The 24,630-nt window shown below is 35.2% G+C and carries 29 protein-coding genes, 1 pseudogene and 1 riboswitch; of the genes and pseudogenes, 12 read left to right on the top strand and 18 right to left on the bottom strand.

Translation table 11 applies throughout. The features are described from left to right. Positions 1 to 45 precede the first annotated feature (45 nt). Positions 46 to 798 carry an MBL fold metallo-hydrolase gene (locus tag BMZ31_RS09700; RefSeq protein ID WP_090831547.1) on the bottom strand — a complete coding sequence of 251 codons (753 nt, stop codon included), beginning with the start codon at positions 796 to 798 and terminating at the stop codon, positions 46 to 48. Positions 799 to 1,006: 208 nt separating this feature from the next. Continuing rightward, on the bottom strand, positions 1,007 to 2,200 hold the full coding sequence (locus BMZ31_RS09695) for a nucleoside transporter C-terminal domain-containing protein (RefSeq protein ID WP_090831546.1): 1,194 nt from the start codon (positions 2,198 to 2,200) through the stop codon (positions 1,007 to 1,009). A gap of 138 nt (positions 2,201 to 2,338) precedes the next feature. Then, positions 2,339 to 2,438, bottom strand: a riboswitch (purine riboswitch). Positions 2,439 to 2,613: 175 nt separating this feature from the next. On the opposite strand from BMZ31_RS09695, the gene BMZ31_RS09690 reads away from it, so the two are divergent. Continuing rightward, on the top strand, positions 2,614 to 2,868 hold the full coding sequence (locus tag BMZ31_RS09690; protein WP_090831545.1) for a hypothetical protein: 255 nt from the start codon (positions 2,614 to 2,616) through the stop codon (positions 2,866 to 2,868). A gap of 17 nt (positions 2,869 to 2,885) precedes the next feature. Here BMZ31_RS09690 and BMZ31_RS09685 read toward each other — a convergent pair whose 3' ends face one another. Next, entirely contained in the window at positions 2,886 to 4,235 is a 1,350-nt protein-coding gene (locus BMZ31_RS09685) for a replicative DNA helicase (RefSeq protein WP_254778718.1), read from the bottom strand. A 117-nt stretch (positions 4,236 to 4,352) separates the two neighbouring features. Here BMZ31_RS09685 and BMZ31_RS09680 point away from each other — a divergent pair, with 117 nt between their 5' ends. Continuing rightward, the gene (locus BMZ31_RS09680; RefSeq protein WP_090831544.1) at positions 4,353 to 5,183 is read left to right on the top strand and encodes an SDR family oxidoreductase; all 831 of its coding nucleotides are present in this window, start codon (positions 4,353 to 4,355) and stop codon (positions 5,181 to 5,183) included. A gap of 72 nt (positions 5,184 to 5,255) precedes the next feature. Here BMZ31_RS09680 and BMZ31_RS09675 read toward each other — a convergent pair whose 3' ends face one another. Then, positions 5,256 to 5,729 (bottom strand): hypothetical protein, encoded by a 474-nt coding sequence (locus tag BMZ31_RS09675; RefSeq protein ID WP_090831543.1) that lies wholly within the window; start codon positions 5,727 to 5,729, stop codon positions 5,256 to 5,258. 230 nt (positions 5,730 to 5,959) lie between these two features. Between BMZ31_RS09675 and BMZ31_RS20300 the strand changes: the two genes are divergently transcribed. Further along, the gene (locus BMZ31_RS20300; protein ID WP_175478061.1) at positions 5,960 to 6,097 is read left to right on the top strand and encodes a hypothetical protein; all 138 of its coding nucleotides are present in this window, start codon (positions 5,960 to 5,962) and stop codon (positions 6,095 to 6,097) included. 106 nt (positions 6,098 to 6,203) lie between these two features. Here the strand turns inward: BMZ31_RS20300 and BMZ31_RS09670 are convergent, their stop codons facing one another. From BMZ31_RS09670 to BMZ31_RS09660, 3 genes are all read right to left on the bottom strand, one after another. Then, positions 6,204 to 6,803, bottom strand: a complete 600-nt coding sequence (locus BMZ31_RS09670; RefSeq protein ID WP_090831542.1) for a response regulator transcription factor — start codon at positions 6,801 to 6,803, stop codon at positions 6,204 to 6,206. Next, complete coding sequence (locus tag BMZ31_RS09665) at positions 6,804 to 7,940, bottom strand: sensor histidine kinase (RefSeq protein ID WP_090831541.1); 1,137 nt, start codon at positions 7,938 to 7,940, stop codon at positions 6,804 to 6,806. 250 nt (positions 7,941 to 8,190) lie between these two features. Beyond that, positions 8,191 to 9,222, bottom strand: coding sequence for a Delta(5) desaturase DesA (locus BMZ31_RS09660; protein ID WP_090831540.1), 1,032 nt, complete (start codon positions 9,220 to 9,222; stop codon positions 8,191 to 8,193). A 422-nt stretch (positions 9,223 to 9,644) separates the two neighbouring features. Here BMZ31_RS09660 and BMZ31_RS09655 point away from each other — a divergent pair, with 422 nt between their 5' ends. Then, positions 9,645 to 9,920, top strand: coding sequence for a hypothetical protein (locus tag BMZ31_RS09655; RefSeq protein ID WP_090831539.1), 276 nt, complete (start codon positions 9,645 to 9,647; stop codon positions 9,918 to 9,920). A 230-nt stretch (positions 9,921 to 10,150) separates the two neighbouring features. On the opposite strand, the gene BMZ31_RS09650 is transcribed toward BMZ31_RS09655, so the two are convergent. The 5 genes and pseudogenes from BMZ31_RS09650 to BMZ31_RS21030 all read right to left on the bottom strand — a co-directional run bounded on the left by BMZ31_RS09650 (position 10,151) and on the right by BMZ31_RS21030 (position 12,822). Beyond that, entirely contained in the window at positions 10,151 to 10,699 is a 549-nt protein-coding gene (locus tag BMZ31_RS09650; RefSeq protein WP_090831538.1) for a GNAT family N-acetyltransferase, read from the bottom strand. Positions 10,700 to 10,825: 126 nt separating this feature from the next. Next, positions 10,826 to 11,218 (bottom strand): annotated as a pseudogene (locus tag BMZ31_RS09645) (HIT family protein); the annotation flags it as partial. A gap of 231 nt (positions 11,219 to 11,449) precedes the next feature. Continuing rightward, positions 11,450 to 12,034: an AAA family ATPase gene (locus tag BMZ31_RS09640; protein WP_139205933.1), complete on the bottom strand. Its 585-nt coding sequence runs from the start codon at positions 12,032 to 12,034 to the stop codon at positions 11,450 to 11,452. A gap of 315 nt (positions 12,035 to 12,349) precedes the next feature. Beyond that, positions 12,350 to 12,430 (bottom strand): putative holin-like toxin, encoded by an 81-nt coding sequence (locus tag BMZ31_RS21035; RefSeq protein WP_368086644.1) that lies wholly within the window; start codon positions 12,428 to 12,430, stop codon positions 12,350 to 12,352. Between the two features lie 308 nt (positions 12,431 to 12,738). After that, the gene (locus tag BMZ31_RS21030) at positions 12,739 to 12,822 is read right to left on the bottom strand and encodes a putative holin-like toxin (protein WP_368086643.1); all 84 of its coding nucleotides are present in this window, start codon (positions 12,820 to 12,822) and stop codon (positions 12,739 to 12,741) included. A gap of 398 nt (positions 12,823 to 13,220) precedes the next feature. Between BMZ31_RS21030 and BMZ31_RS09635 the strand changes: the two genes are divergently transcribed. Both BMZ31_RS09635 and BMZ31_RS09630 read left to right on the top strand, forming a co-directional pair. After that, complete coding sequence (locus BMZ31_RS09635) at positions 13,221 to 13,673, top strand: MarR family winged helix-turn-helix transcriptional regulator (RefSeq protein ID WP_090831536.1); 453 nt, start codon at positions 13,221 to 13,223, stop codon at positions 13,671 to 13,673. After that, positions 13,663 to 13,977, top strand: coding sequence for a hypothetical protein (locus BMZ31_RS09630; RefSeq protein WP_090831535.1), 315 nt, complete (start codon positions 13,663 to 13,665; stop codon positions 13,975 to 13,977). Before BMZ31_RS09635 ends, BMZ31_RS09630 begins: the two co-directional genes overlap by 11 nt. A 318-nt stretch (positions 13,978 to 14,295) precedes the next feature. On the opposite strand, the gene BMZ31_RS09625 is transcribed toward BMZ31_RS09630, so the two are convergent. Beyond that, positions 14,296 to 16,215: a 3'-5' exonuclease gene (locus tag BMZ31_RS09625; RefSeq protein ID WP_090831534.1), complete on the bottom strand. Its 1,920-nt coding sequence runs from the start codon at positions 16,213 to 16,215 to the stop codon at positions 14,296 to 14,298. Positions 16,216 to 16,397: 182 nt separating this feature from the next. Here BMZ31_RS09625 and BMZ31_RS09620 point away from each other — a divergent pair, with 182 nt between their 5' ends. After that, complete coding sequence (locus tag BMZ31_RS09620; protein ID WP_090831533.1) at positions 16,398 to 16,688, top strand: hypothetical protein; 291 nt, start codon at positions 16,398 to 16,400, stop codon at positions 16,686 to 16,688. Between the two features lie 167 nt (positions 16,689 to 16,855). Further along, positions 16,856 to 17,056 (top strand): DUF378 domain-containing protein, encoded by a 201-nt coding sequence (locus BMZ31_RS09615; RefSeq protein WP_090831532.1) that lies wholly within the window; start codon positions 16,856 to 16,858, stop codon positions 17,054 to 17,056. Positions 17,057 to 17,119: 63 nt separating this feature from the next. Here BMZ31_RS09615 and BMZ31_RS09610 read toward each other — a convergent pair whose 3' ends face one another. After that, entirely contained in the window at positions 17,120 to 17,311 is a 192-nt protein-coding gene (locus BMZ31_RS09610) for a hypothetical protein (protein ID WP_090831531.1), read from the bottom strand. A 68-nt stretch (positions 17,312 to 17,379) separates the two neighbouring features. Further along, complete coding sequence (locus BMZ31_RS09605) at positions 17,380 to 18,084, bottom strand: YwaF family protein (protein ID WP_254778778.1); 705 nt, start codon at positions 18,082 to 18,084, stop codon at positions 17,380 to 17,382. A 417-nt stretch (positions 18,085 to 18,501) separates the two neighbouring features. Here BMZ31_RS09605 and BMZ31_RS09600 point away from each other — a divergent pair, with 417 nt between their 5' ends. Then, positions 18,502 to 18,915, top strand: coding sequence for a hypothetical protein (locus BMZ31_RS09600; protein WP_090831529.1), 414 nt, complete (start codon positions 18,502 to 18,504; stop codon positions 18,913 to 18,915). A gap of 273 nt (positions 18,916 to 19,188) precedes the next feature. Here the strand turns inward: BMZ31_RS09600 and BMZ31_RS09595 are convergent, their stop codons facing one another. The 3 genes from BMZ31_RS09595 to BMZ31_RS09585 all read right to left on the bottom strand — a co-directional run bounded on the left by BMZ31_RS09595 (position 19,189) and on the right by BMZ31_RS09585 (position 21,096). Then, positions 19,189 to 20,187, bottom strand: coding sequence for an HNH endonuclease (locus BMZ31_RS09595; RefSeq protein WP_090831528.1), 999 nt, complete (start codon positions 20,185 to 20,187; stop codon positions 19,189 to 19,191). Between the two features lie 39 nt (positions 20,188 to 20,226). Then, positions 20,227 to 20,550 carry a nucleoside triphosphate pyrophosphohydrolase gene (locus BMZ31_RS09590; protein ID WP_090831527.1) on the bottom strand — a complete coding sequence of 108 codons (324 nt, stop codon included), beginning with the start codon at positions 20,548 to 20,550 and terminating at the stop codon, positions 20,227 to 20,229. A gap of 285 nt (positions 20,551 to 20,835) precedes the next feature. Continuing rightward, on the bottom strand, positions 20,836 to 21,096 hold the full coding sequence (locus tag BMZ31_RS09585; protein WP_254778716.1) for a helix-turn-helix domain-containing protein: 261 nt from the start codon (positions 21,094 to 21,096) through the stop codon (positions 20,836 to 20,838). A 513-nt stretch (positions 21,097 to 21,609) separates the two neighbouring features. Here BMZ31_RS09585 and BMZ31_RS09580 point away from each other — a divergent pair. From BMZ31_RS09580 to BMZ31_RS09570, 3 genes are all read left to right on the top strand, one after another. Then, the gene (locus BMZ31_RS09580; protein ID WP_090831526.1) at positions 21,610 to 22,344 is read left to right on the top strand and encodes a DNA-methyltransferase; all 735 of its coding nucleotides are present in this window, start codon (positions 21,610 to 21,612) and stop codon (positions 22,342 to 22,344) included. A 108-nt stretch (positions 22,345 to 22,452) separates the two neighbouring features. Beyond that, entirely contained in the window at positions 22,453 to 23,340 is an 888-nt protein-coding gene (locus BMZ31_RS09575; protein ID WP_090831525.1) for a Dam family site-specific DNA-(adenine-N6)-methyltransferase, read from the top strand. Between the two features lies 1 nt (position 23,341). After that, positions 23,342 to 24,382 carry a DNA adenine methylase gene (locus BMZ31_RS09570; protein ID WP_090831524.1) on the top strand — a complete coding sequence of 347 codons (1,041 nt, stop codon included), beginning with the start codon at positions 23,342 to 23,344 and terminating at the stop codon, positions 24,380 to 24,382. Positions 24,383 to 24,630 lie beyond the last annotated feature (248 nt).

The following is a 24,630-nucleotide window of genomic DNA, read 5'->3' as shown; positions in this document are numbered from 1 at the left end:
ATTTTGTGTGTTCAAAGACTGTTTTTTTAATAAAATAATATTCATCTAGTAATCTAGAATTTCTCCATCCATAGGGACGACTATGTGAGATAACTCTTTATTTTCAATGTATTCATTCAATTGTTTCCTTGTGAGAAGGCAATGGTTCCACGATTCCATGTGTACCACAACAATGGACGCTTCTGAATAAGATTCTCTTACAAGCGATATATCTTTCGGGCCCATTGTTATGGGGTCACCTTGTAAGAATTGTGCCTCTCCTCCATTAAGAATTATAACAGATGGATGGTATTCAAGAATAGCTTCATTTACATCATTACACCAAATCGTATCACCTGCAAGATAAAGAGTCTTCTCACCTTCACCTTCTAGAACAAAGCCTGAAACTGGCCCCATCTTTTCACCAATTTTCCCTGTGCCATGTTCTCCCTTCGTCCTGCTTATCCTTATTCCATTCCATTTTAAGCTCTTCTCAATAGGTGTAACTTGAGTAAATTGAAGCTCGCGTATTTTACCTTCATCTTCAGGCTGACAAATGATTTGAATTTCCTTTGGTAAATGAATAATAGCTGCATCATCAAAATGATCTCGATGTAAATGCGAGATTATAACTGCGTCTATTCCCTCAAGGATCGATTCCACTGAAACTGGCAGATCAACCAATGGATTCCTAAACTCATTTGCAGAATTGGCAACAGCCGGCAATGTGCTTTTTATGCTGAACATCGGGTCTACCAAGAATGTTCTATTTTTGTAATTGATTTTTAAAGTTGCATGTCTAATCAGTTGTACCTTCATCTCATTCACTCCCTTGATCTACCTATCTAAATTCATCATATCAACCTTTCATTGATTGTGGAAATACCATTAAGATATATATGTATAACCAAAAGTTATGAAGAAATCTTTCGGTAAGAAATCCTGCCAAGTTCAAATAGTACCTCGGAACGTAAAAGAGCAGTGCACATCGTTAAATGGCACTGCTCTTTACATATCTTAATTAAGATTACCAAACAAATAATCCAACAAGCATGGCGCTCAGTAATGATACACCAATACCGCTGACAAGCAATTTCCAAACATTTTTACCGATGATCGATGAATTCTCTTCACCGAGGATGCTATTAAAGGTACCGTAAATCATACCTACTGTACTGAAGTTCGCAAATGATGTTAAGAAAGTTGTCGCAACAGCAATCGTATGAGGATCTAAATCATTTAGCTTGTCCTTTAAGTCCATCATGGCTACGAATTCGTTTGTTGCAAGCTTAATACCCATTAATTGAGCTACATACATAGCATCTGATCCTGTCAAACCAAGCAAGAAGGCAAATGGACTAAAGATGACAGAGAAGATTTTTTGAACAGTCAGACCATCCACAAAGAACCCTAAGATTCCGTTTAAGCAAGCCGTAACAGCTACATAACCAATGACCATTGCTAAGATAACAATGACCATATTCATTCCAACCATCATACTGTTTGAAATGGTTGAAAAGAAGTCCTTGCGTTCTTCTTTAGGAGGAACGTAAACAATGTCTTCCTCTTTGCTTACGTCTATCGGGTTAAGCATGCTAGCTAATAGCAAAGCATTCAAACAGTTAAGTGGGATGGCTGCAAATACATATTCAGCAGGAACCATCGTGAGATAGGCTCCAATGATGGATCCACTGATACTGCTCATACTCATTAAACCAAATGTTAGCAAACGATGTTGTTGCAACACGACCATCTGTTGGCGAATTACAGCAAGTGCTTCTGTATTACCAAGGAACATCATCTGAATCGAGAAAAAACTTTCAAGTTTCGGCAGACCAGAAATCTTCGAAATCACCCATCCAACCTTATCGATAATCCAAGTAAGGATTCCGAAATACGATAAGATATCGAAGAATGTGATGATAAAGATGATTGGCAACAACGCACTAAAGAAGAAATCAACGTGTTCATTTGCCATTGCAGATGGAAAAACGAATGAAATCCCTTCGTTAGCACACGCAATGAGCCACGTGAAGAATGCGGCGATTTGATTGATTGTCCATGAACCAAACTTTGTTCCAAGCATGAACCAGGTGATTAATACTTCCACAATTAGCAAGATGGCAATCGATTTCCACTTTATTTTCTTTTTCGTTGGAGAAAGCAGGAATACTCCGCCGATAACAACGAAAACGCCAAGTAAATTTAACAAAAATTGCATGGTCTCATCTCCTGTTGATATGTAATCTTTCCTAAAATAAAAGCCCCTATTCTTTCAAACCTTCGGCCACAGGACAGAAAGTATGAAGAATAAGGGCATTTAAAGAGATGAAAAAATCAATCAAAATAAACACAAATATTTTCAATCATACTTCCCTGTAGTCTGGCATCCGGCTGCCAGGTAGAAACAATCAGACCATTTTCACTGATATTATACAAGGATAATAGCGATGTAATTTTCGGAATAAAAAACATTCTATATGACAATTATCTTCTGTACAATCCCTATGCTAAATGTTCTAATCTTTTCATTTTTATGGGATATTTGAAAATTGGGAAGTCCGTTTATTTTTAGCAAATATCTCATCAAAGTTCATCTATGGTATAATTTTAAAAAAATGCAAGGAGTACATCATGATCCCGATTACGATTGAAAAATTTGTACAAATGTATATGAAAAGCAACAAAGGCGAAAACAAAGATTTGTTTATGGAAGAGCTGAAAGCATGTGTCACTGATAAGAAAAATGGAGTGAAATGCATTCAATGTAAGAAGCCGATTTGGGCGATTGGTTCTGCCATCAGCGGCTCCCATTTATGTTTTAAATGTACGACTGGTGAAACAGATGATTCCGAAGACTATGAAATTGATTCGGTTTGCAAGCGCTAATGTTTATATACCCCACCTTAATGTGGGGTATTTTTGTTTGTGGCCGCTAAATCTCGAAATCTGCTGTACCTCTTATCAAATACCAATTTCACCATACCAGTGGGACCATTTCGTTGTTTAGCAATGTCAACAATGATTACTTCACTTTTGTAGTTCGACTTCATTTCATTCTCTTCGCGGCTTAACAACAAAATAACATCGGCATCTTGTTCGATACTACCAGAATCCCTCAAGTCGGACATTTTGGGTTGCTTATCTGCTCTTTGCTCCACCCCTCTTGAAAGTTGAGAAAGCAAAACAATAGGCACTTCATATTGGCGAGCAATCTGTTTTAACTCACGAGTTACGCTACCAATGGCGAGGTCATGTCGTTCATACCTTTTTGTGATTGTTAATAATTGAAGGTAATCAATGATTACTAAATGACTTTTTGTTGGATACTCACGTTTAGTCTTTTGAATTCGAGCACGAATATCTGACAGAGTCTGTCGAGGTTCATCATGAACGAGCATGTTCCACTTATCGTATATACCAAGAGCGTTAGTCGCCCTTTTTTGGTCTGTTTCACTAAAAAAGCGATACGGGTTCTTCCATTTGAAACTATCGATATTGGTAAGGTCACTGAGCATTCTTTTAGCAAGTTGTTTTTCAGGCATTTCTAAAGAAAAGAAATCAACGACACCTTGTTCTTTACAACAAGTCATCGCAAAATTTAGAGCTAATGCGGTTTTCCCAACGGAAGGTCTTGCTGCAATAACGATGAGATCACTTCGTTGCCAACCATTCATCATGCTATTTAGATCCTTAAACCCACAATTGATTCCAGACATACTGCCATGATCCTCGTACATTTCGTCAAACATTTGGAACAAAACATCTCTTTTTCCTTCTCTTTTGACCTTTCCTATTTCTTGTGTGTAAATATAGGATTGATAAAAATCCTCGGCTTTTTCAATAGTCTGGTCATTTAGGAAATTTACTGCTGCCGTCCGAAGCACCCTCAGTTTGTAATCTTCCAAAACAATGTTTTGATAGTGTTCAATATTTTGGGTAGTAGGGCATGCTCCTGCAATATCAGTGAGAAATTTCACCCCACCAATGGATTCGATATGATTTCCAAGCTTTTTGGTTAACATTACAAAATCAATGGGTTTCCCTGCTAGTTGCAGTTCCTTCATATTCTTATAAATCAATTGGTTACGTTTTTGTGTAAAATGGAATGGCTCCAGAATCATTTCATGAATGATGTTTGGATCAAGAAAGATAGCACCAAGCAACATACACTCTGCTTCAAATAGTGGATCCTCTTGATATAGGACCGTAAAATTGTTTAAATCATGTTCCATATCTTCCATACCACCATTCATAGCTATATCACCTTCCTTTCTTGAAAGAATGCCTAGACTAAAAATCAGTTCAACATATATCCATTTTCGTATTAAAAGAGTTAAAATGAATGAAAACACTTAAAATGAGGGCTAAGGATGAGAAAAACGGCAATCGTCACGGGGGCGTCGAGTGGGTTTGGTTTACTTATTGCAATCGAGTTAGCAAAATTAAATTTCCGAGTGATCGCCTGTATGAGGAATATGGAAAAATCACCATTGTTGCTTCAGAAAGCTTCCGAATTTGGATGTGAAAAGAACATAGAAGTCTTTCCATTAGATGTTAGATCTGAAGACTCAATAGTCAGTTTGAGAAGGAAATTACAAGAGTTAGATTCAGTAGATGTACTCGTAAACAATGCTGGTTATGCACACGGTGGGTTTTGTGAAGAAATTACAGTTCAAGATTACCGATCACAGTTTGAAACCAATGTGTTTGGGCTAATCAGTGTGACTCAATGCGTACTACCATTGATGCGTAAAAACAATTTTGGACGAATCATTAACATGAGTAGCATCAGCGGAAAGTTTGGGTTTCCAGGTTTATCTGCCTATACGTCTTCAAAACATGCAATCGAAGGTTTTAGTGAAAGCCTAAGGCTTGAAGTAAAGCCATTTGGTATTGATGTTACGCTAATAGAGCCGGGATCATATCGCACCAATATTTGGTCAAGTATCGATACGACTGAAATCAATGAAAACTCACCATATCACAAATATATGTCAGGAATCCTCAATGAAATCAATGGTAGTAAAAACAAACATGGCGATCCGCTTGATGTGGCGAAGCTCGTGGCAAAAATCGCATCACAAAAGAAAAGGCCTAAATTGAGATATCCCATCGGTAAAGGCGTTATTCAAACTCTCTTGATGAAGAAATTCGTCCCATGGGAGACAATTGAAAAAGCTGTACTCAAGAAGTTCAAATAAGTGTCTGGAGCTTTGGAATTTAGCGCGATGCTAGTGTATAAAAGCATGTTTCAAAGCTCCTAAATATAAGCGTTATATTAGGTGGTTTTTTTCGAACTTTAACTTTCTTAACTCACGACTATGATCCGCCAATTTCAAATTGGTGTCTCTAAGTTCTTGCTCGAAAAAACGATGTTCTTTATCGTTTTGCTCAAATTTGTGGTCCGATTCATTTCGCAAGTTCACTAATTCTGCGTTTGTTTTTTCAACGGCCTCAAGCGAAGCCTTCAACATCATTTTTGCTTCGTCCTGACCTATTTTTAAGTACTTCACTCCTTCTTCTAAATGTTCGAATCGAGCATCCATCTGGTCAAACCGTTCATCCATTTTTTCAAAGCGAGCATCCACTTGATCAAACCGCGCATCTACCTTTTCAAAGCGAGCGTCCACATGATCAAAGCGCGTATCTATCTTTTCAAAGCGGCCTTCCATTTGATCAAAACGCTGATCAAATTTTTCATTCATTTTTTCCATTTCGCTTAAGACTTGATTGATTGTAGAATCCATGAAAATGTCCTCCGTTTCAATTTAATCTTACCTACCTTCATCATTAAATTATCATTCCCTTTTTATCACCTCCTAAATCAAATTCTCACCTAAAAACAAGAACATTTGTTCTTGTTTATATTATATTCTCTTTACAGCCAAAAGTCTATCCAACCTAAAAAAATTTCTATGAGTAATTTATCTTTCCTTGCACAAAATATGGTCGAAGCAAATCGAAAGGAGGGAAAATCATGTCAAACAAAAGAAACAATCGCCCAGAAATCAAAAAGCAAACTACTGAAACAGAACACTCAAGCGAAATCAACATCCGCAGCGAAATAACACAAAAAGACTTAGCTGCAAAAAAGAAAAATGGGCAAGGTAAATAGCCACGACATTCATTTTATTTGAACACTGGCAAGCGCGGACGAAAAAAATCCCAAAGCTATTTGCTTTGGGATTCCAAAATCAATATGGATGGTGTTCGCCACCATCCTATTTGAACCAGCCTTTTTCCTTCGATTGGCGGATCGCTTCAATTCGGTTGGTGACTTCTAATTTATCTAAGATTGTAGAAATATAATTGCGCACAGTACCTGTGGTTAAACTAAGCTGACTAGCGATTTCCTTCGTGTTTCGCCCATCTGCCACGAGCTCGAGCACATCCATTTCACGTTCAGTTAGCGGATTTTCCTCGCTGTACATATCATCCATCAATTCAGGAGCATAAATTCGTTTCCCTGCGATGACGCTTCGAATCGAGCTGGCTAACTCTTCACTCGGACTATCCTTCAATAAATATCCGCGGACCCCAGCCTTTAATGCTCGCTGAAAGTATCCTGATCGGGCAAAGGTAGTTAAGATGATGACCTTGCAGTCCATGTCTTTTAATTCTTCTGCTGCTTCAAGTCCCGTCTTACCTGGCATCTCAATATCCATAATGCAAATATCTGGCTGTAGCTTGTGTACAAGTTCAATTGCCTCTTGACCATCGCTTGCCTGCCCCACTACTTCCATATCATCTTCAAGACTAAGCAGAGACCCCAATGCTCCAAGCAACATTCGCTGATCTTCTGCAATTACGATTCGAATCATCTAAGCTCCTCCCCTATCAGACAGCCTTACCACATTCGGTACTTTTATCACTAACATCGTGCCATCCTTCACCAATATCTCTAGACTGCCATTGACGAATTCAAGCCTTTCTTTCATTCCTAACAAACCGCTTCCCTTGTTAAAATCAATCCCTGCAACAGCCTTATTGCCATTATCTTTTACAGTCAGCACGCTTTCGCTATCTGACTGATCATAATAAATAGAACACTCTGTGGCCCCACTATGTTTGACGATATTCGTCACCGCTTCTTTTAAACACATACTAAGGATATTTTCCGTTAATAGTGAAACATTGGTGAGATTAAAATCAGGCTCAGTAACCAATTCGATCTGTGCAGCCTTTAAAATTTGCTTAACATGAACCAATTCCTCCACCAGACGAATCCCGCGCATGTGGGCAACCATTTTTCGCACTTCATTTAGTGCGGTTCTTGCCGTTTGCTGTACATCATATAGTTCATCACGAGCCCGTTCTGGATCTTTATGAATAAGCTTTCTTGCTAAATCACTTTTTAAGCCAATTAAGGAAAGCTTTTGTCCCAAAGTATCATGAAGATCTCTAGCGATTCTTTGCCGCTCCTCAAGTTTGACTAGTTCAGAGATTCGCTTATTCGCGTCCTCGAGCTTTTCTTGGAGCTGACCACGTTCTGTTTTATGACGGATACTGAACGGTAGCAAAATGATGCTGATCCAAATGACAACGACCATTGGCAATTGTCTCAAAAAAAGTTCTTCTTTCCAGACGATATTCAAATTGATTGCAGCTGAAGTACCGAAAAGATGAATGAAATAGAGAGTTAAAAAGGCAACTCGATCTTTCACATTTCCAATCAGGTAGGCAAGGAAAAATGCAAAATATACATAGCTAAACTGAATGGTGGTCGCAATAGAGATTCCTATTAAAATACATGTCCATAAATAGACCGTCCACCCTTTAGATACAAAAGCCAACCAATAGATGAGGAAGAATATAAGCGTCAGGAATATGCCCACGAAGATTTCAATGGTCGTAGCCGACTGTTGAAAAATAAAATAAAACGGCAACATGACAAGAATTGTCCATATGTAAGGAGAAATCCCTGTACTTTTTAAATGAATCCAGTAGCTTCTAAACATCACAATACCTCATTCAAGTTATTGACTTTATTTTACCATAAGAAGGAATAGAAAAGCGCAAGCGCCCTGCATAGCCCCGACAGGCATAAGACGAAGCGCGCAGGAAATCCTGATTTCTGGAGCGATTTGGCTTATGACCCCGAGGGGCTGGGCGCTGGAGCTAGACAGTTATCTCTGTTGAATGTTTCATACAATATTACATAAGAATCAAATACTCCCCTTATGGCTAGGCAATAAGGGGAGTTTCAAATTAATGTTCAGTGTTAACACTACTTGTTACATTATTTCTAGAAAGTGTCTTTACGTGTTTGAAGCCAACAAAGTTTTTGCTCTCTTCATCCCATAGGCGGAATTTAAGAGAAGTTAAACTCGAAAGCAAAGTAATGGTTGGTACATTTTGCAATGGAGCTGTGTTCTTATGCGCTGCTTCAAGCATATAGTTCGGTACACGCGGGCTCAAATGGTGTACATGGTGGAAACCGATATTTCCTGTCAACCATTGAAGCAGTTTCGGCAACTTGTAAAAAGAACTTCCCTCAACAGCCGCTTTCACGTATTCCCAATTCTTATCTTCTTCGAAATAAGAATCTTCAAATGTATGTTGTACATAGAACATCCAGATACCAGCTGCACCAGAAATCCAGAAAATTGGACCTTGTACAAGCAAGAAATTCTGCCAACCAATTAGTGCACTCATCAATGCGATGACACCAACGATTAATGCATTTGCTAAATAAGTGTTAAGGCGTTCACTCTTACGTGCACCTTTACGATTAAAGCGATTAAGGATCAAGAAAACCCAAATTGGACCTAAAACAAACATTACGATTGGATTGCGGTACAAACGGTAACCAAGCTTTTGCATTGACGATAATGCTAAATACTCATCAACTGTTAGCGTCCAAATATCACCTGTACCACGCTTGTCTAAATTACCACTCGTTGCATGGTGAACGGAATGATCATGAGCCCATTGCTCATATGGGAATACGGTTAGAACACCAGTGATCATACCAAGAACTTTGTTAGCTTTACGATTTTTAAAGAAAGAATGGTGGCAGCAGTCATGGAAAATGATGAAAGTACGGATCAAGAATCCACCTGCAACAACAGAAATCGCTAATGTCAGTAAGTAAGAAACCTCTAAGCTCTTATAAGCAAGGAACCAAAGTACAAAGAATGGCCCTAATGTATTAACAATTTGCCAAATACTCGCCTTCAAGGATGCTTGTTCATAAGGGGCTACCTGTTTCTTCAATGTTTTTGTGTTTTGTTCAATCATAATAAGATTAAATTCCCCTTCCATGGAGTTATTAATTTGAATTATAGGTTAATCAAAAACCTCTTCCTAGTAGCAGGTATCATATCTTTCATATGACAAATGTCATATTGTGTTGGAAAATGGGACTTTTATTGGGGCTCTGTTAAACACACTGTTGATAATTCTATAGGAGGGAATCCGCGAGACTCCTGCGGAAAAACGAGCTGGAAAGACCCCACAGCGAGGAACGAGCGAGGAGGCTTGCCAGTTCGTCCGCGGAAAGGGAGTGGATTCCCCCACGCTTACTAATAAGAAAACAATACTAAACATTAACAAATCCTCTATTTAAAAAAACAAGAGAATTTCATAACGATGATGAAAGGAATGTTGACTAAGGGCCATAATTGGAAGAAATACTATTGGTTAAAAAGGTGATGCCAAAAATGAACTTACCAATAATCCATACGAATATTTGGGATGCTGTGATTGCTGTCCCTGTTGTCATGTTGTTGACTCAAATGGTGAAAGTCTTTTTCAAAGTGAAGAAAGTATTTATCCCTTCAATTGCTCTTATCATTGGTCTTCTTATTTCAATATTCATCAGTCATCCAGGCAAATTGGCAGCAGGTATTTTGATGGGATGGCTTTATGGTTATGCAGCCGTTGGCTCCTATGCCTCATTAAAAACGACTCTTATTACTTATCGAAATAAGAAATAAATGAAGCAAAACAAAATCGTAAAACAAAAACAAACAATAAACTCAATTATCTCCCATACGAAAAATGTCAAATGCAGTTAGGAATTGTCATATATGAAATAGGATTTACCGAAAAATAGTATATGACAGAGTTGTAAAAATTAATCAATTTCTGTTTCTTGAAGAAAAATTCCCACAAAAAAGGGCCAACTAAGGCCCTTGGGTATATTTCATTCTTATTTCAAGTCTTTTTAGTGACCAAGTACTAAATCATTTTTATACTCCATCAACCAACAATCTTGATATTCTCCTTCATGCAGTTCACGTTTAGAAAGAATTTTCACCTTTTTAAATCCACACTTTTCATAACACCTTATGGCTCTCTTATTTCTGATCTGGGGATCCAACACCACTCGATCCGCGTTCTTATGATCCGTCAAATAGTTAACCATTAATGTAACAAGTAAGGTCCCTATCCCTTTATTCCAATAATCGACTTCACCAATGAACTGGTCTGTCCCATATATATTGTCATCGGCATAACCATATACTTTTTTCGTTTCGTCATCTATTAAGTAAAATTGAATATATCCTATCATTACTCCGTCAAACTCCACCATGCATCTTACTTCATCATCGTCCGCAGAATAAAATATTTCGTTAACCTTCTCTAGATTAAAAGGATTGTCTCTACCTTCATAATACTCAAGAACAGCTGGGTCAGAAAGCCAACGTGCTAGTACAACATTATCTTTTTCTTCTAATTTGCGTATTCTTAATGGACCTATTTGGAATACCAAATTCGCTCTCCCCTTACTCCTTTATCAAGAGTTGTGCTTGCTTGACACACACTCCAATAAGAAATTTCCCTGATTGGATGGTTTGGACTCAACTAGAATCCCCTGTTTATCAGTTGCAAAATTTTGTCTTTTATTTTCAGGTTGTTTCAACCAATAACGAACTCCTTTGCCAGCTAAAGGTTCATCGTTGTAGCGGGGAATGACATGCAGATGGCAATGAAAAATTGATTGGTTAGAAACTTCTCCGACATTCCAACCTAGTGTATAACCATCCGGAGAATACTTCTCATCAAGGTATTCTTTAGCATCATGTAATAGGTCATACGTATCGTTCCATTCTTCTTTTGTTAGTTCAAACACATTTACATGATGTTTCTTTGGCACAATAACACCGCAGCCTTCTAATACATCTTGTTGCTTATCATGCTGTAGAAAATAGCCATTCTCATTTTCAAAAACGATATTTTGATAAATGTCTGAATTTGGATTACAAAAAGGGCAATTTACATCAAAAGCCATGCTCCTTTCGTTTAAGACACAACAGATTTACACTGTCTCATAACTTTAAACCTGTGTTAGTAAACCTAACAAACCTAATGATTCTTGTTTGTAAATCCCATATACTCTGATTAATAAACGACAGAAGGGATTGAATGAAGCATGGCGATACTAAGGAAAATGGTCGAAAAAAAACGGGATGATTACTTAAGACAGTTGATAGAATCAGGTTCATTTGTCCAATGGAAAGCATCAAAAGATTACACCCTGACCGAGATTAAGGAAGAATACAAAAAGTGGAAAGCAGGTCATTAAGGAATATCTCATAAGGTGGTTACGGATATCATCACTGTTCTTTACTAGTAAGATTTTGTCACTATATATTCGAGACTTTTTATAAAAACTTGGTTTTTCCACTTCTTCAAATAATCTATTCCACTTGAACATCTTGATAAAAATTTGAAATGTTGGTCTATAATTTGATTTCTCTATCCTAAGTCTCTGTAAAATAAATCTCTTTATAATTCGGTATATTCGAATTGAGTAATCTTTGTCAAGGAAAACAATCAATTCCGCATGATGAAAGCAATCAAGTACCCATTCATCATTATGAACCCCTTCAATAATCCAAGCATTAGAATGTAGAATAGAATTCAAATATTCTTTTCTTTCTTCTTCAGTTCTCCTAATATCACCTGACTTATTCCTTATCCACATAACATTATCTAATTCAAAAAATGGAATATTTAACTCCGTGGATAATTTTCTTGCCAGTGTTGTTTTCCCGCTGCCTACCGAGCCAATAATATGTATTTTGTTTGGAACATTTTTCTTCAAGCAAATCCTCCATCTTACCAATCAATTACTTTTCCATCTATTTCTACAGGGTAAACAAGTTTTCCTTTTTCTTCTATAAAAAGATAAGTGCTATCTGCTTAAGTTCACACAATTGTAAAAATAAACCAAACAAAAACTTCTGAACCAAGTTTAAAATATAAAGTGAAAAGGGTATAATATAGCCGAAGCGGTGCATACAATAAAAAGGGCCAAACATGCTGGTAACATGTAAGGCCAAAGAATAGTCGGTTTCCTTTTGGGTGATCGGTAATTCGGTGAACAATAATCCACCTGAGCGTCTAACTCAAGGGTGGATTATTTTTTTTGAAATGACAGCAAAGAAATAACTAAGCTTGCGAACGCAACCATAATCATTAAGGCTTCGAAAACTGTCATCCAGCATCACGCCCTTTCAATTGGGAATGTGCCGACCACCCTTGAGAAACTCGTCCTATTGTATAACAATTATACCATTATTAGGAAAGAAAAAGTAGAACATACGCTTCATTTATCTCTTAAATAAGTTGGGAAAACCATTTGGGATAAAAACGACCCTTGATTACTGGTTATGAAGGTATATTATTCTAGTATCAAAAATGTCAATCAAGCTAAAGTTGGATTAATTTTGAACATTTCTCTTTATAATAAGTCAGAAGTGTCAACACCTTCAAAAATCCTTTTAAGAATTTCCCAATTATAAGGGGTTATTTTTTTTGCCTAAATGCTAGAATAGCCACAACGAGACTGCCAAATGCAAGCATAGAAGTAAGAACTTCAGAAATCGTCAAATAGCAACATCCCCCTACTGAATGTTAACTCTCCCTTTTATATATTATTATTAGATATTTTCAAGAAAAATCCTTCTAAAGAATGAAAGGTTATCACCGGAAAGTGATAGCCTTTTCAATGTTATTGCTAACTTCATGAAAATCATGTGGCTTGTTTTTAATGTGATCAAATCGATTAAAAATATCTCAAATCTATTTTTTAGACTCAGTAATTCTAATTTAGCAGTCAGAGGCTTTACTTTAGAGTAAGCCCTTTTTATTGTTGCTTTAAAAATAAATGTGGTCTTAGAATAAAAGACAGTTGACTGGAAAAATATAGTTATTATATAATATGTGTAAGACACAACATATGTATAGTGCACGTATTTATTTTAGTTTATTTTAGGACGGTGAACAAAATGAATCAAACAGATATTTTAGAGCTACGTAGCAAAGTTCAAAAATTTATTCGTTTATTTGGCTTGCTAGAGCAAACCGTTACTCCCTGTGGATTTAAATTATCTCCTTCTCAAGTATTCGCATTACAAGAATTAGAAGATAACACATTAACAATTGGTGATTTGGCAGACAAATTGCTTTTAGAACGTAGTTCCGTAAGCCGTTTGGTTGATGCTTTGGTGAAAGGTGGTTTTGTCAACAGATCATTGAATGAAGAAAACCGCCGAGAGGTATTATTGTCATTGACTGAAAAAGGAATGAGATCAGTACAACAAGTAAAAGAAAGGTCAATTGAATATTACCGCTCTATATTGAATGAGGTTTCGGAAGTTGAACAACAGCAAATATTGTGTGGATTTAATTTATTTACTAATGCCTTATCAAAGAAAGGAAGCAATACTAATGAACTCTAATATCAAGCAAGCCACCACCTCCATATCCTCAATCCTATTATCTTTTCTTGCGTCATCTCATCACTGGATTCACATAGGAATTCTCTTATTATTAGGTGGAAGTACAAATGCGATGACTACAATGTCCGGAGTCATTTGGGTTCGTCGAATCATGATTATCATGACCTTAGCAACAATGATTTTCTCTATTTATCGCTTGTTTAAACATCGCTGCAAGGAATTTTGGATAAATGCTTTAACTGTTTTATCCGTAGCAATATCATTATTTTTTGTTTCATATACGCTGATGAATTTTGGCTGGTAAAACATATGAAAACGACCAGACAAAACTGGTCGTTTTCTTATGTTGTTTACTCAATTTCAGTGTTATTTCATCTATCGAACTTGTCTCTTAATCTGAATGGAAGTGATAAACCCTATTTACTGTGCACCAATTACCAAAATTTACTTTTTCCAGGTTTTACTTTTCCATTTTTTGGACGGAATATTTCTATCTTGCAAAAAGTTAAATCAATCTTGCGAAACTCGAACGGATTCTTGCAAAAACAACCTGAAATCTTGCGAAAAATGCCATCTATCTTGCAAAAACCCAAATACCCTTACATAAAATGGAAAATCCTATTTAATTCACTTGATTCACACCTTGTTTCTCTTCTTTCCTTTCAGCTACAATCCCATCCAGGTATCGTGTATACTCAGATTCTCCTGAATACGATAAACAAAGATATTGTTTCGCACGCGTCATGCCAATATAAAGCAATGACACTTCCCTTTCTTTGTCCTCTTCGAGTGGAAACGGCATGGAATCAACATTCACGATAAAAACAGCTTGGAAATCGAGTCCCTTACTACTATCAATCGTACTAATCTTCACGCGACCATCTTCTTTTTCAAAAGTCCGTTTAGATCCATCATTTTCAGTAATCCAGAAATAAGGGATATTTTGATCCTTTAATGACCGCTGAATTACATCAATAATGGGTTGCTTATGGGTGCGTTTGACGCGATATAAGATTAACATTTCATGCAGCGGAACTTTCTTCTCTTCATGAAGATTTTTGATTTGTCTTGAGACTAGACGCATTTCATCATAAAAACTTTTGGCTTTTACAATGGCAGGTTCAGGACCTTTTCTTTTCGTACTTTGTGGAGCAATGATCTCCCCTTCAATTTCACGGTTAACCACCTTATTCTTAAACAGTGAATGTTTCCGGTAAAAATCCCATGCAAACTTGACGATTTGCGCCGTATTTCGGTAATTGATTGACAAAACTTTTGAGCGTCCTTGAAAGCTTAACCCCGTATCTTGAAGATAAGACCTTTTCCGTTTATAGATCGATTGTGCGCGGTCCTCTACCAACAACAATGATTGTGTTTTTTCATCTATTAAAAGACTCACCAACTTAAGCCAATCCGCTTCAAAGTCCTGCCCTTCATCAATGAGGATGGCATCGTATGTCGGCAAAATCGCTTCATTGCTTTCAAGTTTCCCGATCATGTCAGGGATTTGTTGTTCCCTAATTTTCAAATCATTCTTTAACCAAGAATGAAAATTACGCACTTGAATGTTTTGATTCTGAACAACTTTATCTGCGGTATTACCGCTAAAATCAAAATCGAACAAATCCTCTGGTTCATTCAACATATGTGTCACCATTTGATGAATCGCATTAGCCAGTGAAATATTATAACAAAGGATAAGAATTTTCCAATCAGGATTTTGTTTGAGAAGCATCTTCGCACGGCTAGCCAAAATGATCGTCTTTCCGCTTCCTGCCACACCACGAATTAACCGATTTTTATCTCCAATTTGCTTGGCGAGATTCTCCTGATGAATGTCCATCGTTTTTACATCATGCAGTGATAATAGGAGTTGGTCCTGATACGGAACCGGTGCCTTAAACTCAGCACTGATCCGCACTTCAGGAAACAAATGATAACGGATGGAATTTATATCTTCATGCGTTAATGGTTCCTTCAGGCGGTAAGGAACGATAAACATATTTAGAATTTTCTCCATCAGGACTTCTTCGGAGAATTCCTCTTTTTCCGGATCAATCTCATCCCTTGTTAAACTAAGACTTGGTTCAATGACAGAATAGAGGCCATCTTGAACCATGTCCCTTGATAATAACCTTGTAAACACGACACCATGTCCATAAGGAAATTTTAGTTGAAATTTATATTTACCATCAAGCTGCACAAGTAACTTATCTTTCTTCAATACATCTACCACATGAAACATATTTTCCCGTGCCTGTTTCATTGGACTCTTTACGATCGCTGTTTCACCAGTAGATGTCACTAAATGCCATTCTTCATGATTCAGTTGTAGCAGTGTATTTTTTGTGTAGTCCTTTACTTCGAGAATAACAATTCCAAGGTCTGGACCAATAATGACAAAGTCTGGCCTCCTCCCTTGGATCTCGGGCTCATAATATACGATATAGTCATCTGGAAGATAGTTTTTAAGTGTTCTGAACAACAATCGTTCACCAGCTGTTGCGGAAGACCTAATACTATCTGGAATTGTGATTGCCATAAAAACGCTCCAAATTCTTTCATTTTCTCCATTATACTACAATTTTCTAAGGAATCCCAAAAAGTTACAGGAAAACTCACACTAGGATATAAAACCTATTCTTTTTACAGATTCCACCAACATTCACCATTCTTCTGCTATAATAAAGGATATGTAACTAGTAGAGAAAGCGGTGTTAACACTTGTTTAAGAGATTATTAGAATTTCTTTTTGGTTCAAAACCTGTACAAGATGTCTCCATAAGCCAAACTGTACAAACTGTTGCTTCCGATGATGAATATTCACTAACAAAAAAACAAACAGAGTACGCACTCAAATTAATCAAGCGCTTAGAAGGTGAATATGAACTTGCCGTCGATCCTTCTGAATTAAAAGTGAAAGATCTCAATAGACTAATTGCCCACAATCGATTCAAGAACAAAGGCACACTGGTTAACCTAGCTAAAAAAGGTGTTTTAAGAAAAGCGCAGTAATGATAAGAATCCCTAATTCCAGAAAGGAGTTAGGGATTTTTTTCGCGTTGCGCATATACAGTGAACAAAACTTCTACAAAAAATATACAAATTGGTGTTTAAGGACTTGCATACATGTGTAAAGTTAAACATAACCTATACAAAGTATATACAAAGGAGTGATAATCTTGAAAACGTTAAACGTGCTTTCTTTGGTATTATTAATTGTTGGTGGCTTGAATTGGCTATTGGTTGGACTGTTTGAAAAGGATTTAGTGGGTGGACTATTTGGAGGTATGGACAGTGTCATTTCAAAAATCGTTTATATCCTAGTTGGTTTGGCAGCCATCTATGCACTAAGATTGATTCCAAAAGTGAAGCAAGAATAGATTATTCCCACATTCAAAACCCCTCTTCTTAAATTGAAGAGGGGTTAAATGCTATATGAAGGGCTACCCTTTTGGCTTGTCGAGTGCTTGATAAGCTAATTGATACTTTCCACCAGCAGCAACCTCTGAATGATACAATGCCTTCATGGCATTGTTCTTCTCAAGACCGTGCTCTACCTTCAACGCCTTTAAGCGTGTATGCAATTCTTTGTTTTCTCTAATCAGTTGGTTCATTTGGGACTTGATATATTTCATGTGTTAAGTAACTCCCTTCGGTTATCCAAACAGTATACCATGAATTTCTGAAACAAAGGACATGATGTTCATTGAGGGCTCAATAAACGTTTTTTATTTTCTATTTTCCGCAAAATCCCCATCGGTATATACGTGATACCAAAAACAAACAATGCAGCAATCTCAAGGTTAATATAATACATAATCCCACTACCGAAAAAAGATAATATGGTTTTTGCATCTGTTGGAGCTGCTAAATAGAAAAAGTTCGTATCTAGCAGTATATTCAAAATGAAAATAGGTACGGCGACAATGTTTACAATGATATAAGTGTAAAGGATGGCTTTGGGAGGAACTCTATACCCTTCAAAGAGGATAAAATATAAGGCGGCAATTGGAATGGCTGAATGGTGAAGGAAATATTCGATAAAGTGAAAATGAGGAAATACGTAGGTCATTTCAGGTGTAACCATGGCTAAGATGGCAGGAAGCGTACCGATAAAATATAGCACATAAAAGCCTTTCACATTCTTCTTTAAAAATAAGTACATCGCCAAAAAAGAACTCATCGAACACATGTGGAGTGGAAGATCACCAACGTCCCATTGACCGGTTAAGATACGCCATAAATGCGAGGAAATTTCACAGACTGGCAAAGTCCAAAAGATGGTCCACTTTAAGGCATTCTGGTGGGCCTTTAGTTTTTTCCTAAAATAAATTAAACAGAAACAAACACCAAAGAATATACCTAGCGTGATCAAATGCTCCGTAGAAAACAATTCAAAACCTTGCATTCCTGTAACAGAAAACATGATGTCATCACCTCTCGCTGTACATTGAAATGCTGTTATCTATAAGTGTATTCACCGAATTAACATTTAAGACGAATTTGTAAGGAAACGAGCAGTATGTTACAACTATAAAAGTTAGATGCCTCTAAGTTCTCCTTGTCCCCTCTCTTCATATTCTTTTACAGAAAAGCTGAAGGTTTTGAACCGCCTCTAGTAAAAAAAAACAACAAAACGCGAAAATTGTAATATAATCAAAAAGTACTATTATTATCCAATACATAAGTGAGGGAGATTTTCTTGAGGATATTCTTATCGACTCCGAATCGTGCACTAAATACCTTATTAGCACCGATTATATTCTGGTATTACTTTTTTACTTTTCGAGGAATTCATAAGATCAGGCAAATAGGAGATTTGCTGATGTTTACGATTCAAAGTCATTTATTGTATTTCTTTGTTTCTTTAGGAATGTATAATTATTTTGAATTGGAGGATTATGTTCCCACTATTTCTTTAATGTTCTTGACCGTTAACGTAATATTACAATATTACTTAGGTTACAAGTTTAGGAGAATTTATAAAGTTTTAGTAGACGATGAATTTTCGCAAGAAAGCAACAATGTACCAATTCTACGAGCTGTTGGTTATGCGGTAGATAGAGTGTTTTTGAATTTTATTTACTTTATTTTATTTATCTTTTCTACCATTGGCTCAATATCGTCTCTCATAGAGGGACATCCAGTTGGTCTTGTTTTAGTCCTTTCTTCAATTGTTTTTTTTCCTTTTATTAAGGCGCAGTGTGTTAAAAGGAGATCTCAGAGGAACCGAATATGAAAAAGACGTTGAAAGGCATTACCAGTTAGTAAAGCATCTAAAGATGCTGCAACTTTGCTTGAACCATTTACTAAATAAATGCACTTCTCTGAAAAAGGTCAAATATAGATAAAGAGTTGACACATAAAAATAATGTACCAACTCTTTTTGATTAATCAAGACATCTTGTATGGATCTTTTAGGACCCACTTATTCCCAACTCTCTCTATAAAACTCCTCACAACCTTAACAGGCTACTTTTACTTTCATTTTGAGTGAAACTCAGTTCCTTTGTTAATCCCCAACTATCTTCGGCACCCAAAAATCCGTAATTCCATTATCTATTGAATATGAATAAAGTTCCTCTATTTTCTTATTGGAATAAACCTTCATATCCTCTCTTAAAAAAAATGCTTGGTCTTTCATTAGCATTTCGTTTCGATCAATCAATAGATAAAGAAAGTTTTCATTTGCAAGTTTATCGCTTTTGGATAAATTGCAAGCACTACAAGATATGACCAAGTTCCAAAGTTGGTCTGCCTGAACGAAACTCCAAGGAATAAAGTGGTCAACGTGGGAAGATTCTTTTTTCTTTATACATTTCCCACAGTAAAAGCATTTCCCATCATAAAAGGAACACAGAATTTGATAAAACGAATCCAAAGAAGATCGTTTTGAAACATTTTCAACCTTCGTCAGAAGGTTGGTAGTATCTCCAAATTCGTTAAACTTCTCCAAAAATAGAGCTAATTGATAATTGGTCAAATAGTTTAAGACCCGTTGAAATCTCTGCATAAAAGAATAAAAGGCAGGATTGAAACGAATGAATTCTTTCTTATTATCAAAGTCATAAATTGTACTTCCAGTATCCCCGTAAATAGCACCCATTACGTTTAACTTACATGCCCTTTTTACCCGATTAATGATTTGTAATTGTAATTCATCCGAAAGACGGTCAAAGACTAATGTATTTGGGATTTGATTCTTTTCCTGTATCTGTAAAAGTATTTTTTGAACTTCTGATCTCTTTCCTACCATATTTATCTGGTTAAGATTGTGATGAACAACAAGATTCCAATAAATTCTCGCAAAACTTCCAAATAGATTAAGATAATTGAGTTCCAACTTGTCATTTACGTTATACAGGTTCTCTAAAAGCGACTTAATCAAAACAAACTTGTATGTAGTTGAGTTTCGGGACTTACTTGAAAAGATAAAATTAAAATGTCCCCAAATTTCTTTATCGGTCAAGAAGGAAACCCTCATTTCACCGACTTGAAGTTTATGACTCATGTTTCCTCCAAATGAATTCGATTAGGTGAATTTCTTTTCTTAATCATCCACTTCTTTTAAGAAGATACCTTTTTTAAAGCCTCCTCGGCTTTTAGCTTTTTGCTTACGAATTTCTTCTACTTTTTCAATTGTGCTCCCATGGTATACCGCCAAGGCATGTATAACTTCCAAAACATCAGCGAGTTCCTCCAAAGCACTTTCAGTCGTAACCGCGTCCATATATTCTTGTAGTTCTTCAAAGCTCTTTTTCTTTAACTCATTTATGTATTCTTCATCTCTAATGATCTTCGACGCATATTTCTTACCGTTAGCATCAATTATTTGAGGAATATTATCTCGAACAAGTTTATTATATCGTGGCATCTTGTTACCTCCTTTATGTTTCACTTAGGACTTGAATGAAACATAAACTTCATGTGGTATGCGGATATCAATGGGAACGACAAAAGAAAGGCAAGATACGTTTAATTGTTATACAAATCATTTTGGGGTTAACAGAATCCATTACGATCAAGATTTAGTTTAAATAAAACTGTCTGAAAAAATAAAAAAGAAGTATGTTATTAAACTATTCTTTAATAAAAAAAACTACTAATTTAATGAAAAAAAACTAGTCTATTCTTAAAAATAGTTACGCTCAACCTTCATCTAATCGGTTATATTTTTCATCTTCTCGATATTATATCCGATTTCAAATAAGTCTGATGGTGACACATCTAAATAAATGCAAATTTTAGCAATTAGTCTCGCAGGTATTTGTCTTTTATCCATTTGTTTATTGTTTATCAGATCATTTATTGTTGATCTTCTTTCATTTATATCATGAGAAAGTTTATTTGCAGAAATATTTTTTCTTGATAACAATTCTCTTAAATTACAAATAAGCAGTACATTATCCATTTCCACCATATTATTTTATGCCTTCTTTCGTAAACATATTTAATAACAACTGAATTATTATCGTTCTAAATATTGTAATTATATTATTTTTATGATATTATAACCATAATATGAACGTTTATCGTTCAAACAAACGTTCCCTTTATATTTATTAGTTATGAAAGTTTTACTATTCTTCATATTAACAAAAATGCTATTTAAATCGAAGGGATATTTTTACCTTTAATTTTTATTTGACTTTAGATAATTTAAATCAAAAAAGCTTTTACTCTGAGGTAATCATTATATTTAATATATTGTATCTTTTTCTAATTTTAATTAAATGATATTTATAATCTTTAACCTTTTTAAGCATTTTTTTGCTTGAAAGAGGTATCTAGTTTTTTTAAGTTTCTTTTTATATAGTCCTAACATAAATCTAATAAAATCCAGAAATATATAGAAGGAGAGATGATTCATTTATGTTATTATTAAAAAGTGTATTTTTTTGTCGAATCTTAACCTTTAGTAAGGAGGTAAAATATGGAAGAGTTCTTAAATAAGACTCATAAAACAGACTGTTCACAGGGATTCCAAGATTTGTACAACAACTATGGATCCTGTATTGACCTAATAATTGCCGATCCTCCTTACGTTGTTTCGAAGGAATCTAATTTTCATACTATGAAAGATCGAAAAAAACAAAGAACAGGGACAAGCTTTGGAGATTGGGATGTAGAATTTGATAATGCTGATTGGATATTAAATTCGTTTAAAGTATTAAAGGACGGCGGATCATTGATCGTATTTAACGACTTTAAGAAAGCATCTCTAATTAATGATATAGCAACAAATGCAGGATTTTCTTATAAAGATACTATCATTTGGCAGAAGACTAACCCTATGCCAAGGAATAGAGATAGAAGATATATTCCAAATATAGAAATGATCCAGTGGTATGTAAAAAAGGGAAAATGGGCGTTTAATCGTCAAAATCCTAAATACGAGGGCAGCATCTTATCTTACCCTTCTGAAAGTGGCGGAGGGTTCAAACGATATCATCCTACTCAAAAACCTGTAAAATTGTTAGAACATCTTATTCGGATACACAGCAATGAGAATGATTTAGTTCTTGATCCCTTTATGGGATCCGGTACAACTGCTGTAGCAAGCATAAATATGAATCGCTCATTTATAGGTTTCGAAATTAATTCCGAATACGTAGAAATTTCAAATATGAGAACAGAAAATATTCAAATGACATTTATAGAGTCTTAATCTTACCCTACATCATATATTAAAATTAGGAAGCGAACTCTGTATTAGCTCATATTTTAATATGGGCTCTTTTTTGATTAGCTTTCCCTATAAAGGAGCAGTTTGTTAATGGCAACAACAATTAAAAAATCAGTATACATTAAATCTCCCTTGAATTACACAGGAGGGAAATACAAATTATTAAATCAAATATTACCTATGTTCCCTAAAGAAATAAATAAGTTTGTAGATCTTTTCTGTGGTGGCAGCAATGTCGGGGTAAATGTGAATGCTAATCAAATAATTTGTAATGATAATATCAACTATCTAATTAATCTTTTTAATGAATTTCAAGAGCTACCTCTTGAACAAACAATTAGTCATATCGAAAATCGTATAGTTGAATACAACTTGAGTAAGGAAAATCAAGAAGGCTATTTAGCTTTACGTGAATTTTACAATAAAGAACGAATAGTTTTAGATTTGTATGTTCTTGTGTGTTACTCCTTTAACCATGTTATTCGTTTTAATAAGAAACATGAATTCAATACTCCCTTTGGAAAGAACAGGAGCCATTTTAGTCCTTCACTTAAGCAAAAACTTATTGATTTCATAAAGGCAATTAAGGATAAAAATATTCTTTTCACAAATGAAGATTTTGAAATTTCGTTAATGAATTTCAATCAAGATGATTTTTTCTATTGTGATCCTCCTTACTTAATAAGCCAAGGAGTTTATAATGATGGAAAAAGAGGTTTCGAAGGTTGGTCTACAGAGCACGAAACAAGGCTCCTTGCATTCTTAGATAATTTGAATCGAAGAAATATCAAGTTTGCACTATCAAATGTGTTTGAAAACAAAGGGTTACGAAATGAAGTTTTGATTGAGTGGTGTGAAGCCAATAATTTTTTTGTAACCCCTATTAATTCAAGTTATGGAAATAGTAATTATCAAAGAAAAGACAGAGATGCGTCTTTAGAAGTTCTTATCACTAACTACGACACTAGGGGTATTTAAAGTGAGATACATTGGAACCAAAACATTATTAATCGACAATATACAAAGCGTTATTGAAAAAAACATACCTTACGCTTCATCGTTTCTTGATATTTTTTCAGGTACCGCAACAGTCGCGAGAAATTTTAAAAACAAATATCAAACTTATTCAAATGATCAATTGTATTTTTCATTTGTATTACAAAAAGCAACTATAGAAAACGATTCTATCCCAAGTTTTGAAGGACTTAAATCACTAAATATAAATGATCCTTTCTCATATTTAGACAATTTCCCATTGGAAAATTATTCATTTACCAAGGAAAATTCGTTCATATGGAAAAATTATTCTCCTCATGAAGATTGTGATAGAATGTACTTTTCTATAGAAAATGCAAAAAGAATTGACTTTATAAGAAACGAAATTGAAAAATGGTACATTAATGATTTAATACTCGAAAATGAATATTATTATTTGTTAGCAGGATTAATTGAAGCGGTCCCTTATATTTCAAATATATCAGGAACTTTTGGTGCATACTTAAAACATTGGGATAAAAGAGCACTTAAACCATTAGAAATGGTTAGACTCCCAGTAACCACCAACAATAAATTAAATATATGTTTTAACAAGGATGCAAACCAATTAATTAGAGAAATAGAAGGGGATATTTTATACATTGATCCTCCATACAATACAAGACAGTATCTACCTAACTATCACCTTTTAGAAACAATCGCAAAATATGACTATCCAGAGATTTATGGTGTAACAGGTTTAAGACCTTATAAAGACGTAAAATCTAAATATTGTAATAAAAAAGATGTTATAACAGAATTTTCAGACCTAATTGAAAATGCTAAATTCAAATATATTGTTGTAAGTTATAGTAATGAAGGAATTATGGACGAGAAAGTTATTGTCGACATACTTAATACTTATTGCGACTCAGATACTGTAAAAGTATATAAAATTCCATATCGAAGATATAAGGGTAAGCTTTCTTCAAAGGAACACAATTTACATGAGTTAATATTTTTTGCAAAAAAAGAATCAAGTTAATCTACTTTTCCATTTTTCAAATATGTAGAGGGGATCAGATGATTCCCTTTCAAAAAATAATTAGATCAAAGAAGGAATTCTGGATCATCAATTATCTGAAATTAGCTCGATAAGTGGTCTAAGATATTAGTTATCGGTTATTCAGAAAACCACATTATCAAAAGTTTTATCCCTTGGTACAGTAAACTACACACTTCCCCTTCCCCTTCCTAATATTTAAGCTCTTACATCATAACTATTTACTCATT

Source organism: Bacillus sp. cl95 (genome assembly GCF_900115925.1).
In the GTDB taxonomy this organism is placed as follows: Bacteria; Bacillota; Bacilli; order Bacillales; family Cytobacillaceae; genus Neobacillus_A.
Note: the sequence above shows the minus strand (reverse complement) of the source record. Positions and strands in the feature narration are given on the sequence as shown.

What these genes read in the sequence shown, in the direction of transcription:
- BMZ31_RS09635 (WP_090831536.1), top strand. Translation starts at nt 13,221, where the DNA reads ATGAATCAAACAGATATTTTAGAGCTACGTAGCAAAGTTCAAAAATTT.
- BMZ31_RS09610 (WP_090831531.1), bottom strand. Translation starts at nt 17,311, where the DNA reads ATGAAATATATCAAGTCCCAAATGAACCAACTGATTAGAGAAAACAAA.
- BMZ31_RS09695 (WP_090831546.1), bottom strand. Translation starts at nt 2,200, where the DNA reads ATGCAATTTTTGTTAAATTTACTTGGCGTTTTCGTTGTTATCGGCGGA.
- BMZ31_RS09600 (WP_090831529.1), top strand. Translation starts at nt 18,502, where the DNA reads ATGTTTACGATTCAAAGTCATTTATTGTATTTCTTTGTTTCTTTAGGA.
- BMZ31_RS09665 (WP_090831541.1), bottom strand. Translation starts at nt 7,940, where the DNA reads ATGTTTAGAAGCTACTGGATTCATTTAAAAAGTACAGGGATTTCTCCT.
- BMZ31_RS09655 (WP_090831539.1), top strand. Translation starts at nt 9,645, where the DNA reads ATGAACTTACCAATAATCCATACGAATATTTGGGATGCTGTGATTGCT.
- BMZ31_RS09660 (WP_090831540.1), bottom strand. Translation starts at nt 9,222, where the DNA reads ATGATTGAACAAAACACAAAAACATTGAAGAAACAGGTAGCCCCTTAT.
- BMZ31_RS09690 (WP_090831545.1), top strand. Translation starts at nt 2,614, where the DNA reads ATGATCCCGATTACGATTGAAAAATTTGTACAAATGTATATGAAAAGC.
- BMZ31_RS09595 (WP_090831528.1), bottom strand. Translation starts at nt 20,187, where the DNA reads ATGAGTCATAAACTTCAAGTCGGTGAAATGAGGGTTTCCTTCTTGACC.
- BMZ31_RS09575 (WP_090831525.1), top strand. Translation starts at nt 22,453, where the DNA reads ATGGCAACAACAATTAAAAAATCAGTATACATTAAATCTCCCTTGAAT.
- BMZ31_RS09700 (WP_090831547.1), bottom strand. Translation starts at nt 798, where the DNA reads ATGAAGGTACAACTGATTAGACATGCAACTTTAAAAATCAATTACAAA.
- BMZ31_RS09590 (WP_090831527.1), bottom strand. Translation starts at nt 20,550, where the DNA reads ATGCCACGATATAATAAACTTGTTCGAGATAATATTCCTCAAATAATT.
- BMZ31_RS09680 (WP_090831544.1), top strand. Translation starts at nt 4,353, where the DNA reads ATGAGAAAAACGGCAATCGTCACGGGGGCGTCGAGTGGGTTTGGTTTA.
- BMZ31_RS09580 (WP_090831526.1), top strand. Translation starts at nt 21,610, where the DNA reads ATGGAAGAGTTCTTAAATAAGACTCATAAAACAGACTGTTCACAGGGA.
- BMZ31_RS09670 (WP_090831542.1), bottom strand. Translation starts at nt 6,803, where the DNA reads ATGATTCGAATCGTAATTGCAGAAGATCAGCGAATGTTGCTTGGAGCA.
- BMZ31_RS09685 (WP_254778718.1), bottom strand. Translation starts at nt 4,235, where the DNA reads ATGAATGGTGGTATGGAAGATATGGAACATGATTTAAACAATTTTACG.
- BMZ31_RS09675 (WP_090831543.1), bottom strand. Translation starts at nt 5,729, where the DNA reads ATGGATTCTACAATCAATCAAGTCTTAAGCGAAATGGAAAAAATGAAT.
- BMZ31_RS20300 (WP_175478061.1), top strand. Translation starts at nt 5,960, where the DNA reads ATGTCAAACAAAAGAAACAATCGCCCAGAAATCAAAAAGCAAACTACT.
- BMZ31_RS09585 (WP_254778716.1), bottom strand. Translation starts at nt 21,096, where the DNA reads ATGGTGGAAATGGATAATGTACTGCTTATTTGTAATTTAAGAGAATTG.
- BMZ31_RS09630 (WP_090831535.1), top strand. Translation starts at nt 13,663, where the DNA reads ATGAACTCTAATATCAAGCAAGCCACCACCTCCATATCCTCAATCCTA.
- BMZ31_RS09625 (WP_090831534.1), bottom strand. Translation starts at nt 16,215, where the DNA reads ATGGCAATCACAATTCCAGATAGTATTAGGTCTTCCGCAACAGCTGGT.
- BMZ31_RS09605 (WP_254778778.1), bottom strand. Translation starts at nt 18,084, where the DNA reads ATGCAAGGTTTTGAATTGTTTTCTACGGAGCATTTGATCACGCTAGGT.
- BMZ31_RS21035 (WP_368086644.1), bottom strand. Translation starts at nt 12,430, where the DNA reads ATGACAGTTTTCGAAGCCTTAATGATTATGGTTGCGTTCGCAAGCTTA.